11 protein-coding genes and 1 riboswitch are annotated in these 12,290 nt (G+C 55.8%); of the genes, 7 read left to right on the forward strand and 4 right to left on the reverse strand.

What is annotated here, in order from left to right; translation table 11 throughout:
- Window positions 1-283: 283 nt before the first annotated feature.
- A complete protein-coding gene (sgrT, locus tag ACLJRE_RS10560; protein WP_000553886.1) occupies window positions 284-406 on the reverse strand; it encodes a glucose uptake inhibitor SgrT in 123 nt (40 codons plus the stop codon).
- A 92-nt stretch (window positions 407-498) separates the two neighbouring features.
- Between sgrT and sgrR the strand changes: the two genes are divergently transcribed.
- From sgrR to thiQ, 4 genes are all read left to right on the forward strand, one after another.
- Window positions 499-2,157 carry an HTH-type transcriptional regulator SgrR gene (gene sgrR / locus ACLJRE_RS10565; RefSeq protein WP_001139030.1) on the forward strand — a complete coding sequence of 553 codons (1,659 nt, stop codon included), beginning with the start codon at window positions 499-501 and terminating at the stop codon, window positions 2,155-2,157.
- Window positions 2,158-2,204: 47 nt separating this feature from the next.
- Window positions 2,205-2,304: riboswitch (TPP riboswitch) on the forward strand.
- Between the two features lie 31 nt (window positions 2,305-2,335).
- On the forward strand, window positions 2,336-3,319 hold the full coding sequence (thiB, locus tag ACLJRE_RS10570; protein ID WP_000915330.1) for a thiamine ABC transporter substrate binding subunit: 984 nt from the start codon (window positions 2,336-2,338) through the stop codon (window positions 3,317-3,319).
- A complete protein-coding gene (gene thiP / locus ACLJRE_RS10575; protein ID WP_000235626.1) occupies window positions 3,295-4,905 on the forward strand; it encodes a thiamine/thiamine pyrophosphate ABC transporter permease ThiP in 1,611 nt (536 codons plus the stop codon). The genes thiB and thiP overlap by 25 nt, the downstream gene beginning before the upstream one ends.
- Window positions 4,889-5,596, forward strand: a complete 708-nt coding sequence (gene thiQ, locus ACLJRE_RS10580; protein WP_000915974.1) for a thiamine ABC transporter ATP-binding protein ThiQ — start codon at window positions 4,889-4,891, stop codon at window positions 5,594-5,596. The genes thiP and thiQ overlap by 17 nt, the downstream gene beginning before the upstream one ends.
- A 38-nt stretch (window positions 5,597-5,634) precedes the next feature.
- Here thiQ and ACLJRE_RS10585 read toward each other — a convergent pair whose 3' ends face one another.
- Both ACLJRE_RS10585 and araC read right to left on the reverse strand, forming a co-directional pair.
- Window positions 5,635-6,402 (reverse strand): DedA family protein, encoded by a 768-nt coding sequence (locus tag ACLJRE_RS10585; protein WP_001148370.1) that lies wholly within the window; start codon window positions 6,400-6,402, stop codon window positions 5,635-5,637.
- Window positions 6,403-6,520: 118 nt separating this feature from the next.
- Window positions 6,521-7,366: an arabinose operon transcriptional regulator AraC gene (gene araC / locus ACLJRE_RS10590; RefSeq protein ID WP_000852387.1), complete on the reverse strand. Its 846-nt coding sequence runs from the start codon at window positions 7,364-7,366 to the stop codon at window positions 6,521-6,523.
- Between the two features lie 340 nt (window positions 7,367-7,706).
- Here araC and araB point away from each other — a divergent pair, with 340 nt between their 5' ends.
- The 3 genes from araB to araD all read left to right on the forward strand — a co-directional run bounded on the left by araB (window position 7,707) and on the right by araD (window position 11,765).
- On the forward strand, window positions 7,707-9,416 hold the full coding sequence (gene araB / locus ACLJRE_RS10595; RefSeq protein ID WP_023212445.1) for a ribulokinase: 1,710 nt from the start codon (window positions 7,707-7,709) through the stop codon (window positions 9,414-9,416).
- Between the two features lie 10 nt (window positions 9,417-9,426).
- Window positions 9,427-10,929, forward strand: coding sequence for an L-arabinose isomerase (araA, locus tag ACLJRE_RS10600; RefSeq protein WP_023212446.1), 1,503 nt, complete (start codon window positions 9,427-9,429; stop codon window positions 10,927-10,929).
- Window positions 10,930-11,069: 140 nt separating this feature from the next.
- Entirely contained in the window at window positions 11,070-11,765 is a 696-nt protein-coding gene (gene araD, locus ACLJRE_RS10605) for an L-ribulose-5-phosphate 4-epimerase (RefSeq protein ID WP_000888690.1), read from the forward strand.
- A 5-nt stretch (window positions 11,766-11,770) separates the two neighbouring features.
- Here the strand turns inward: araD and ACLJRE_RS10610 are convergent, their stop codons facing one another.
- Window positions 11,771-12,190, reverse strand: coding sequence for a DUF4751 family protein (locus ACLJRE_RS10610; RefSeq protein WP_015406122.1), 420 nt, complete (start codon window positions 12,188-12,190; stop codon window positions 11,771-11,773).
- Window positions 12,191-12,290 lie beyond the last annotated feature (100 nt).

A 12,290-nucleotide genomic window follows, 5' to 3' on the forward strand; every position in this document is an offset into this window, starting at 1 on the left:
CTTCACGCCTTACCGGGCCTACAGGTTATGCAATATCACCCGGTTGCCATTATATTCTGTAGGCCTGATAAGCGTAGCGCCATCAAGCTCCGGGTTACTCATCAGTCGCTCATGCCGGGGATATTCCGGCATTTTTTATACGATTTTTACTCGCCCGGTCACCACCTGCGTGACCACAGAAACAGCCGAAATAAAAAAAGCCAGCAGGTATTATCTGCTGGCGGGTGATTTTAGGCTATCGCCTACACCAATACTCAGTCACACATGATGTCTGCAATTGGCTTCAATCGGTCGCCTCCCACTGCATCAGTTCCGCGAGCATTTTTAAGCGCTGCGGCGCGCTCAGGCAAGCCAGCCAGGACGTTTTTTCCGTCGCGGCAAAATATCTCAACCAGAACTGGTGCATAGTGACCTCTTCCTCTTGCTTCATCGAAAGATATTATTGGCCTAATATAGGGATAATAAAATTGCTGAGTTTTTCATCGGAGTTCCCCTTTTATGCCCTCAGGTCGCCTGCAACAACAATTTATCCGTCTCTGGCAATGTTGTGACGGTAAAACGCAAGACACCACGCTTAATGAGCTGGCGGATCTGCTGAACTGTTCGCGTCGCCATATGCGTACGCTGCTAAATACGATGCAGGCGCGCGGTTGGCTAACATGGGAAGCCGAAGTTGGACGCGGAAAGCGTTCGCGTCTGACGTTCCTGTATACCGGACTGGCGCTGCAACAGCAGCGGGCGGAAGACCTGCTGGAACAAGATCGAATCGATCAACTGGTACAACTGGTCGGCGATAAAAGCGCTGTCAGGCAAATGCTGATTTCCCATCTGGGACGCAGCTTCCGCCAGGGGCGGCATATTCTGCGGGTTCTTTACTATCGTCCGATGCACAATCTCCTGCCGGGAACCGCATTACGTCGCTCGGAAACTCATATTGCCCGGCAAATTTTCAGTTCGCTCACGCGGGTAAATGAGGAAAACGGGGAACTGGAAGCGGACATTGCGCACCACTGGCAGCAAATTTCCCCTTTACTGTGGCGCTTCTACCTGCGCCCCGGCATTCATTTTCATCATGGCCGCGAGCTGGAGATGGAAGATGTCATCGCCTCGCTGACGCGTATCAATACGCTTCCGCTTTACTCGCACATCACAAAAATAGATTCCCCTACCGCGTGGACGCTGGATATTCATCTTTCCCAGCCGGATCGCTGGTTGCCGTGGCTGCTGGGCCAGGTCCCGGCGATGATTTTGCCGCGGGAGTGGGAAACGCTGGCTAATTTCGCCAGCCACCCAATCGGCACCGGGCCTTATGCCGTGCGGCGTAATACGCCGAACCAGCTCAAGATACTCGCCTTTGATGACTACTTCGGCTATCGGGCGTTGATAGACGAAGTGAACGTCTGGGTACTGCCGGATATCAGTGAAGAACCGGCCTGCGGATTGATGCTGGAAGGGCCGATACAAGGCGGTGAAAAAGCGATAGAAAGCCGACTGGAAGAGGGGTGCTATTACCTGCTATTCGACGCCAGAACGCCGCGCGGCGCGCATCCGCAGGTCAGAGAATGGGTAAGCCACGTCCTCTCCCCCACCAATTTACTCTATCATGCCGATGAACCGCTACAGCAGCTCTGGTTCCCGGCCTATGGGCTTTTACCGCGCTGGCATCACGCCCGTCCAGGCCCGGGCGAAAAACCCGCCGGTCTGGAAACCCTCACGCTGACCTTCTATCGCGAACACATTGAGCACCGGGTTATCGCCCGTATCATGAGCGCGCTTCTGGCTGAACATCAGGTGCATTTGCATATTCAGGAGATCGACTACGATCAATGGCACGCCGGCGAGATCGAAAGCGATATCTGGCTCAATAGCGCTAACTTTACGCTGCCGCTGGATTTCTCGCTGTTCGCGCACCTGTGCGAAGTACCGCTCTTGCAGAACTGCATTCCGCGCGACTGGCAGGACGACGCCGCGCAGTGGCGCGCTGGCAAGATGAACCTGGCGAACTGGTGCCAGCAACTGCTGGCCAACAAAGCGATTGTGCCGCTGATCCACCACTGGCTGATTATCCAGGGACAGCGCAGTATGCGCGGGCTGCGCATGAATACCCTCGGCTGGTTTGATTTTAAATCGGCGTGGTTTGCGCCGCCGGACCCTTAAAAGCCAGCTCTTAATTGCTGCCCGGCAACAAAATCACTACACTAACGCCGAACTCAACGGGGTGCCGCGCTCATGCGCGCGCTGAGAAAATACCCGTCGAACCTGATCCGGATAATGCCGGCGAAGGGATTTGAGGCTACCTCTCAAGTCCTTTGCCACTCTTTAACTGAGGTGCAAAGTGTTAAAAAAATATCTTCCGCTTTTACTCCTGTGCGCGGCGCCTGCTTTCGCCAAACCCGTTCTCACCGTCTATACCTACGACTCGTTCGCCGCCGACTGGGGGCCAGGCCCGGCGGTGAAAAAAGCGTTTGAAGCCGATTGCAACTGCGAGCTGAAACTGGTGGCGCTGGAGGATGGCGTTTCGCTGCTCAACCGCCTGCGGATGGAGGGGAAGAACAGCAAAGCCGATGTGGTGTTGGGGCTGGACAACAATCTGCTGGAAGCGGCCACGCAAACTAAGCTCTTTGCCAAAAGCGGCGTGGCGAATGAGGCGGTCAAGGTGCCCGGCGGCTGGAAAAACGACACATTTGTGCCGTTCGATTACGGCTATTTCGCCTTTGTCTACGATAAAAGCAAACTGAAAAATCCGCCGAAAAGCCTGAAAGAACTGGTCGAGAGCGATCAAAAATGGCGGGTGATTTATCAGGACCCGCGTACCAGTACGCCAGGGCTGGGGCTGTTACTGTGGATGCGCAAAGTCTATGGCGATAACGCGCCGCAGGCCTGGCAAAAACTGACGGCCAAAACGGTGACGGTGACGAAAGGCTGGAGCGAGGCCTACGGTTTATTTCTGAAAGGTGAAAGCGATTTGGTGCTCAGTTACACCACCTCTCCGGCGTATCACATTATTGAAGAGAAGAAGGACAATTACGCCGCCGCGAACTTCAGCGAAGGCCATTACTTACAGGTAGAAGTCGCGGCGCGTACCGTCGCCAGTAAGCAGCCGGAACTGGCGGAGAAATTCCTCAAATTTATGGTTTCTCCGGCGTTTCAGAACGCCATACCCACCGGCAACTGGATGTACCCGGTAGCGGACGTCGCCTTACCCGCAGGGTTTGAATCATTGGCAAAACCCGCCACAACGCTGGAATTCACGCCGCAACAAGTGGCAGCACAACGCCAGGCATGGATTAGCGAATGGCAACGCGCCGTCAGCCGTTAATTCCCGGCTGGCTGATTCCGGGGCTGTGCGCCGCCGCGCTGATGATAACCGTCGCGCTGGCGGCCTTTCTGGCGCTTTGGCTGAACGCGCCGGCGGGCGCGTGGTCGACAATCTGGCGGGATAGCTACCTGTGGCATGTGGTGCGCTTCTCATTCTGGCAGGCGTTTCTGTCCGCAGTGCTGTCTGTGGTCCCGGCGGTTTTTCTCGCCCGCGCGCTTTATCGACGCCGTTTTCCTGGGCGTCTGGCGCTGCTGCGTCTGTGCGCCATGACGCTGATTCTGCCGGTACTGGTTGCCGTGTTCGGCATTCTTAGCGTGTATGGCCGTCAGGGCTGGCTGGCCTCGCTGTGGCAAATGCTGGGGCTTCAGTGGACATTCTCCCCCTACGGCTTGCAGGGTATTTTACTGGCGCACGTCTTTTTTAACCTGCCAATGGCGAGCCGTTTGTTGCTGCAATCGTTGGAAAGCATTCCCGGCGAGCAGCGCCAGCTCGCCGCCCAGCTCGGTATGCGCGGCTGGCATTTTTTCCGTTTTGTCGAATGGCCGTGGCTGCGCCGCCAAATTCCGCCCGTCGCGGCGCTGATTTTTATGCTCTGCTTCGCCAGTTTCGCAACGGTTCTGTCGCTCGGCGGCGGTCCGCAGGCCACCACTATCGAACTGGCTATCTTTCAGGCGCTTAGTTATGACTACGATCCCGCCCGCGCGGCGATGCTGGCATTAATCCAGATGGTCTGCTGCCTGGCGCTGGTACTGCTAAGCCAACGGCTGAGCAAAGCGATTGCGCCGGGGATGACGCTGACGCAGGGTTGGCGCGATCCTGACGATCGTCTCCACAGCCGTCTGACGGACGCCTTATTAATCGTGCTGGCGCTGCTGCTGCTGCTTCCGCCGCTGGTCGCCGTGGTGATCGATGGCGTCAACCGCAGCCTGCCGGAGGTGCTGGCGCAACCCATTCTGTGGCAGGCTGTCTGGACATCGCTACGCATTGCGCTGGCGGCGGGCGTTCTGTGTGTGGTGCTGACCATGATGCTGCTGTGGAGTAGCCGCGAGCTACGCCAACGCCAGCAACTATTCGCCGGACAAACGCTGGAACTCAGCGGGATGTTGATCCTCGCGATGCCGGGGATCGTGCTGGCGACAGGCTTCTTTTTGCTGCTCAATAACAGCGTTGGCTTACCGGAATCCGCCGACGGCATCGTGATTTTCACCAATGCGCTGATGGCAATCCCCTACGCGCTAAAAGTCCTGGAAAACCCAATGCGCGATATTACCGCCCGTTATGGAATGCTGTGCCAGTCATTAGGAATTGAAGGCTGGTCGCGGTTAAAGGTCGTGGAACTGCGGGCGCTGAAACGTCCGCTGGCGCAGGCGCTGGCGTTTGCCTGCGTACTTTCTATCGGTGATTTTGGCGTCGTCGCGCTTTTCGGCAATGACAATTTCCGCACGCTGCCGTTTTATCTGTATCAGCAGATCGGCTCCTACCGCAGCCAGGACGGCGCGGTGACCGCGCTGATACTGCTGCTGCTCTGCTTTACGTTATTTACCCTCATAGAGAAACTACCGGGCCGACATGCTAAAACTGATTGATATCACCTGGCTTTACCATCATTTGCCGATGCGTTTTACGCTGGCGGTAGAACGCGGCGAGCAGGTGGCGATTCTTGGCCCCAGCGGCGCGGGGAAAAGCACGTTGTTGAATTTAATTGCCGGTTTTCTTGCGCCTGCCAGCGGTACGCTACTGATTGCCGGCGAAGATCATACGCTTACGCCGCCCTCACGCCGTCCGGTCTCAATGCTGTTTCAGGAGAATAATTTATTCAGCCACCTGAATGTACAGCAAAATATCGGTCTGGGGCTAAACCCCGGGTTAACGCTCAACGCCAGCCAGCGGGAAAAACGGGACGCTATCGCACGTCAGATGGGCATTGAGAGTCTGATGGCGCGTTTGCCGGGCGAGCTGTCCGGCGGCCAGCGTCAGCGGGTAGCGCTGGCGCGCTGCCTGGTACGTGAACAGCCAGTACTGCTGCTGGATGAACCGTTCTCCGCGCTCGATCCCGCACTGCGTCAGGAGATGCTGACGTTGGTCAGCGATATCTGCCGCGAGCGACAGCTCACGCTGTTGATGGTCTCGCACAGCGTGGAAGATGCGGCGCGAATTGCGCCCCGGTCAATCGTCGTGGCCGACGGACGCATTGCGTGGCAAGGCAAAACAGACGAGCTACTAAGCGGTCAAGCCAGCGCCTCAGCGCTATTGGGCATCAAATCCTATATTTTGTAGGCCGGATAAGGCGAAGCCGCCATCCGGCAAAGGAATCGTTAGTAACCCACAACTTTGCGCAGAATATCGATATATACCGGCATCAGCGGGTGGCGAATCAGCACCACCAGCGCGACCACGCCGATCCCGAGCGTCAACGGCGCCAGATACAGCAAACGGCTGCGGGGGAGATACGCGGTTAAACGATCGACTGCCGCTTTGCCGCTGCGCCACAGCCGCCAGCATAGCCAGCCTCCGACCCACAGCAGCAACGCCGTCGCCAGCAGCAGCCATTTGAAATCTCCGCTCTGCATATCGGAAGGAATATCGATTGCCGCTCCCGCCAGAATACCCGGCAGGAAATAAAACGGCGGCCACAGCAAACAGCCAATCAAGTTCGGCCCAATAAATTTCGCCACGGGAAGATCCAGCATCCCTGCCACCATCGGCACCAGCGGCCTCGTCGGGCCGACAAAACGTCCGACCAGGATCGTGAACATACTGTGCTGATGCAGCGCGTGTTCGGTTTTATCCAGCAGCGACTTGTTCTTTTTCATAAAAGACCAGCGGTGTAGCGGCTTTTTAAAGCGCCACCCCAGCCAGAACGAAATCCAGTCGCCCATCAGACAGCCGATAATACCCACCAGCCAGGCATGCCAAAAATTGAGCTCGCCGCTGCCGATAAGCGCGCCCAGCCCCGCCATCAGTACCGTACCGGGTAAAATCAACCCCACCAGCGCCAGCGATTCCAGGAAGGCGACCAGCAACACGGCGATAAGCGAATACAGAGTGGATTGGGTGATAAAGTGTTCCAGCAGTGCTTGCATAGTGTGTCCGTCAGCGTGATGAAGCAGGGATTCTGCTTACCCCGCCCCCCTTCGTCAAGCCGTCAATTATCCGAATAGTTACGGCTTATGACATCTTTGTGGACACATCATTCACTTTTTATTCACATCCGGCCCTGAACTCGCTAGGACTTGCCCCGGTGCATTTTTTAAATACCCGCGAAAAATAGAGCTGATCGTCAAATCCAACATTGCGCCCAACGGTCGCTATCGGCATTCGCGTGGTGCTAAGCAGGAGTTTCGCCTGGCTGATACGCTGATCTTCGCGCCAACTCAATACGCTAATGCCTAACTGCTGGCGAAACAGATGCGATAACCGGGAGGGCGACAGGCAGACATGCTGGGCGACGCTGGCGATATCAAAATGGCTGTCCGCCAGATGGTCGCTGATATACTGGCAGGCATCGCGCACACGGCTATCCATCGGCGGATGCAACGACTCATTAATTACCGCCATACGTCTGAGCAACAACTGCTCCAGCAGATTGATCGCCAGTAGCTCAGAATAGCGACCTTCCCCTTGCCCGGCGCTGATGATCTGCCCGAACAGTTCGCTGAAATGCGGCTGGCGCGCCTCGTCCGGGCGGAAAAATCCTGTCTGGGCAAAGATTGTCGGCCAGGTCAGCCACTCCTGCCAGTAGGCGCGAGGCCGGAAATAAACCCACTGGTGATACCACTCGCTGGCGTCCGGATGCCGTCCATAGTGATGAATCTCGCCCGGCGGAAACAATAATATATCGCCAGGCCGACAGACAAACTGCTCGCCATTATTATTAATGACGCCCTCTCCGCGGATGGTCAGGTTAAGAATATATCCCTTCATGCCCAACGGACGATCGATAAAAAAATCCAGATATCCATTCGCTTCAATCGGCGTCAGCCCGGCGACCAGATGGGCATTAAATGAATATCCCGGCAATAGCGGATCATTTTGCGTTTCAGCCATGATTTCTCTACCCCCCGATGTTCAGAGAAGAAACAAATTGTCCATATTGACCAGGACGACAGTGCTTACGTCTCCGCAAGACCTTGTGCGTGATGAAAGCACGTATCAACCCCGCTTGTGAAAAGCGCTTTGTAACAAAAGCGTACAGTTCAGGCGATAAAATTAAGTAACAGAAGTGTCTATAACTATGGCTGGAATGTCCACATTGAATATTTGCACAGCGTCACACTTTGCAAAGCATTAGCATTTTTGTCCATAAGATTAGCGAATCCTGCCTGACGGTTTTTGCCGCGACTCTCTACTGTTTCTCCATACCTGTTTTTCTGGATGGAGTAAGACGATGGCAATTGCAATTGGCCTCGATTTTGGCAGTGATTCAGTGCGCGCTCTGGCAGTGGACTGCGCCACCGGCGACGAGATCGCCACCAGTGTAGAGTGGTATCCGCGCTGGCAAGAAGGCCGTTATTGCGACGGCCCGAACAACCAGTTCCGTCATCATCCGCGCGACTACATGGAGTCAATGGAGGCCGCGCTGAAAGCCGTTCTGGCACAACTAAGCGCCGCGCAACGCGCAAATGTCGTTGGCATTGGCGTTGACAGCACCGGTTCTACGCCAGCGCCGATTGACGCCGACGGTAACGTCCTGGCGCTGCGTCCGGAGTTCGCCGAGAACCCGAATGCGATGTTTGTACTGTGGAAAGATCACACCGCGGTGGAAGAAGCCGACGAAATCACTCGTCTGTGCCATAAGCCAGGTAAGGTCGACTACTCCCGCTATATTGGCGGCATTTACTCCAGCGAATGGTTCTGGGCGAAGATTCTGCACGTCACCCGTCAGGATAGCGCCGTCGCGCAGGCCGCCGTCTCGTGGATTGAGCTGTGTGACTGGGTGCCGGCGCTGCTTTCCGGCACCACTCGCCCGCAGGATATCCGCCGTGGCCGCTGCAGCGCCGGGCACAAAACGCTGTGGCATGAAAGCTGGGGCGGCCTGCCACCCGCGAGCTTCTTTGATGAACTCGATCCGTGCATTAACCGTCATCTGCGCTACCCGTTATTTAGCGAAACCTTCACCGCCGATCTGCCCGTGGGCACCCTGTGCGCCGAATGGGCGCAGCGCCTCGGCTTGCCGGAAAGCGTAGTGATTTCCGGCGGCGCGTTCGACTGTCACATGGGCGCGGTCGGCGCGGGCGCGCAGCCCAATACGCTGGTAAAAGTCATCGGCACGTCTACCTGCGACATTCTGATTGCGGATAAACAGAGCGTCGGGGATCGCGCCGTGAAAGGCATTTGCGGTCAGGTTGATGGCAGCGTGGTGCCGAACTTTATCGGTCTGGAAGCGGGCCAGTCCGCTTTCGGCGACATCTACGCCTGGTTTAGCCGCGTGTTGAGCTGGCCGCTGGAACAACTTGCCGCGCAGCACCCGGAACTGAAAACCCAGATTAACGCCAGCCAGAAGCAGCTACTGCCAGCGCTCACCGACGCCTGGGCGAAAAATCCGTCCCTGGATCACCTGCCGGTGGTGCTCGACTGGTTTAACGGTCGCCGCACGCCAAACGCTAATCAGCGTCTGAAAGGCGTCATTACCGATCTCAATCTCGCCACCGACGCGCCAGCGCTGTTTGGCGGTCTGGTCGCTTCAACCGCCTTCGGCGCGCGCGCCATTCAGGAGTGTTTTACCGATCAGGGTATCGCGGTCAATAACGTGATGGCGCTTGGCGGCATCGCCCGTAAAAATCAGGTCATTATGCAGGTCTGCTGCGACGTACTGAATCGTCAGTTGCAGATCGTCGCTTCCGACCAGTGCTGCGCATTAGGCGCCGCTATCTTTGCCGCCGTCGCTGCGAAAGTCCATGCCGATATTCCTGCCGCCCAGCAAAGCATGGCGAGCGCGGTAGAACGCACTCTGCGCCCCCGCCCTGAACAGGCTCAACGCTTCGAACAGCTTTACCGCCGCTACCAGCAGTGGGCGCTAAGTGCAGAACAACATTATCTTCCGACTGCCGCGCCGGCGCCAACGACCCCGGCCAATCAGGCAATCCTGACTCATTAAGGACACGACAATGACGATTTTTGATAATTATGAAGTATGGTTTGTGATTGGCAGCCAGCATTTGTATGGCGCAGAAACCCTGCGTCAGGTCACTCAACATGCCGAGCATGTGGTCAACGCGCTGAATACCGAAGCCAAACTGCCATGTAAACTGGTATTAAAACCGCTGGGCACCTCGCCGGATGAGATTACCGCCATTTGTCGTGACGCCAATTATGACGATCGCTGCGCGGGGCTGGTGGTCTGGCTGCACACCTTCTCCCCGGCCAAAATGTGGATCAACGGGCTGAGTATCCTTAACAAACCACTACTGCAATTCCATACCCAATTTAACGCCGCCCTGCCGTGGGACAGCATCGATATGGACTTTATGAACCTGAACCAGACTGCGCACGGCGGCCGCGAGTTCGGCTTCATCGGTGCGCGGATGCGCCAGCAGCACGCGGTCGTCACTGGCCACTGGCAGGATAAAGAGGCCCATACGCGTATCGGCGCCTGGATGCGCCAGGCGGTCTCTAAACAGGATACCCGCCAGCTAAAAGTCTGCCGCTTCGGCGACAATATGCGTGAAGTCGCAGTGACTGACGGTGATAAAGTGGCCGCGCAAATCAAATTTGGCTTCTCGGTCAATACCTGGGCGGTCGGCGATCTGGTGCAGGTGGTGAACTCCATCAGCGACGGCGATATCAACGCTCTGATTGACGAGTATGAAAGCAGCTATACCCTGACGCCCGCCACCCGGATCCACGGCGATAAACGCCAGAACGTGCGGGAAGCGGCGCGTATTGAACTCGGTATGAAGCGTTTCCTGGAACAGGGCGGCTTCCACGCATTCACTACTACCTTTGAAGATTTACACGGTCTGAAACAACTCCCGGGTCTGGCCGTACAGCGTCTGATGCAACAGGGCTACGGCTTTGCGGGCGAAGGCGACTGGAAAACCGCCGCTCTGCTTCGCATTATGAAAGTGATGTCAACCGGTCTGCAGGGCGGCACCTCATTTATGGAGGATTACACCTACCACTTCGAGAAAGGCAACGATCTGGTGCTCGGTTCTCACATGCTGGAGGTGTGTCCGTCCATCGCGGTGGAAGAGAAACCGATCCTCGACGTCCAGCACCTCGGCATTGGCGGTAAGGAAGATCCGGCGCGTTTGATTTTCAATACCCAAACAGGCCCGGCGATCGTCGCCAGCCTGATCGACCTCGGCGATCGTTATCGCCTGCTGGTCAACTGCATTGACACCGTAAAAACGCCGCACTCCCTGCCGAAACTACCGGTGGCTAACGCGCTGTGGAAGGCGCAGCCGGATCTGCCGACCGCCTCCGAAGCGTGGATTCTGGCTGGCGGCGCGCACCATACCGTCTTCAGCCACGCGCTGGATCTGAACGATATGCGCCAGTTCGCAGAAATACACGATATCGAAATCGCTGTGATTGATAACGATACCCGTCTGCCGGCCTTTAAGGACGCGCTGCGCTGGAACGAGGTGTATTACGGTTTAAAACGCTAAAAGTGGGGTCTGAATGCCCGGTGGCACTGCGTTTACCGGGCCTACGGTCCTGTAGGCCGAATAAGGCATTTGTGTCGCCATCCGGCACACCGTCGCTCGTAGGCCGGATAAGCGAAGCGCCATCCGGCAGGGAGAAAACAATGTTAGAAGATCTCAAACGCCAGGTACTGGAAGCCAATCTGGCGCTGCCAAAACACAACCTGGTCACCCTTACCTGGGGTAACGTCAGCGCCGTCGATCGCGAACGCGGCGTACTGGTGATTAAGCCGTCCGGCGTCGATTATAGCGTCATGACCGCTGAGGATATGGTGGTGGTCAGTCTGGAGACCGGTGAAGTCGTTGAAGGTCATAAGAAACCGTCGTCCGATACGCCAACCCACCGTCTGTTGTACCAGGCATTTCCGACTATCGGCGGCATCGTACACACCCATTCGCGCCACGCGACTATCTGGGCGCAGGCGGGTCAGCCGATTCCGGCGACGGGAACCACCCATGCCGACTATTTCTACGGTACGATTCCCTGCACTCGCAAAATGACCGAGGCGGAAATTAATGGCGAGTATGAATGGGAAACGGGCAATGTCATTGTTGAAGCCTTTGAAAAACAAGGTATTGACGCCGCTCAAATGCCCGGCGTGCTTGTCCATTCGCACGGCCCGTTTGCCTGGGGTAAAAATGCCGAGGATGCCGTGCATAACGCCATCGTGCTGGAAGAAGTGGCCTATATGGGGATCTTCTGCCGCCAGCTTGCGCCGCAGTTGCCCGATATGCAGCAATCCCTTCTGGATAAACACTATCTACGCAAACACGGCGCAAAAGCCTATTACGGGCAGTAATGTCTCTAAAAACGCGTCCCATTGGGGGCGCGTTGATGAGTCTGGTCGGTGATATATTCAGCAAATGCGCTTTGATAGACGTAATTATCAGAACTCACATATTCAATAATATTATCGTAATGTCCCTGCAACACTTTTCCTTCCAGCGCATGGAAGAAAATATAATCTTCGATTGTTGACTGCCAGCGTTGCCCATTTAACAGATAGTTAATAATGGTATCCAGATGTCCGTTTTTTCTGTCGTGCCCTTGCCAGTGAAAAAAAGCATTGCCGTTTTCAATAATTTCGGTACGCCAAATCTGATCTGTCCATGTTTTATACTCAAAAAATCGACTCACGGTTTTTATGGAAGGGTTAGCGCGTTGAGTATTGACGAAAAGATAACGTGCGTTCCCTACCGGACACGCCTGCATATTCACATTCATAAAAGATAATTCCCGAATACCACACATTTTGATAAAAACACCCGCACCTGAAAGTCAAAATAAAATTATATTCTAAAATAAAAATTAAATTATGCAGAGA

The sequence above is a fragment of the Salmonella sp. SAL04157 genome (assembly GCF_046551635.1).
Lineage (GTDB): Bacteria > Pseudomonadota > Gammaproteobacteria > Enterobacterales > Enterobacteriaceae > Salmonella > Salmonella enterica.

Coding starts and splice junctions, on each gene's coding strand:
- ACLJRE_RS10610 (WP_015406122.1), bottom strand. CDS start 12,190: ATGAATGTGAATATGCAGGCGTGTCCGGTAGGGAACGCACGTTATCTT.
- sgrR (WP_001139030.1), top strand. CDS start 499: ATGCCCTCAGGTCGCCTGCAACAACAATTTATCCGTCTCTGGCAATGT.
- ACLJRE_RS10585 (WP_001148370.1), bottom strand. CDS start 6,402: ATGCAAGCACTGCTGGAACACTTTATCACCCAATCCACTCTGTATTCG.
- sgrT (WP_000553886.1), bottom strand. CDS start 406: ATGCACCAGTTCTGGTTGAGATATTTTGCCGCGACGGAAAAAACGTCC.
- araB (WP_023212445.1), top strand. CDS start 7,707: ATGGCAATTGCAATTGGCCTCGATTTTGGCAGTGATTCAGTGCGCGCT.
- araA (WP_023212446.1), top strand. CDS start 9,427: ATGACGATTTTTGATAATTATGAAGTATGGTTTGTGATTGGCAGCCAG.
- araD (WP_000888690.1), top strand. CDS start 11,070: ATGTTAGAAGATCTCAAACGCCAGGTACTGGAAGCCAATCTGGCGCTG.
- araC (WP_000852387.1), bottom strand. CDS start 7,366: ATGGCTGAAACGCAAAATGATCCGCTATTGCCGGGATATTCATTTAAT.
- thiP (WP_000235626.1), top strand. CDS start 3,295: ATGGCAACGCGCCGTCAGCCGTTAATTCCCGGCTGGCTGATTCCGGGG.
- thiQ (WP_000915974.1), top strand. CDS start 4,889: ATGCTAAAACTGATTGATATCACCTGGCTTTACCATCATTTGCCGATG.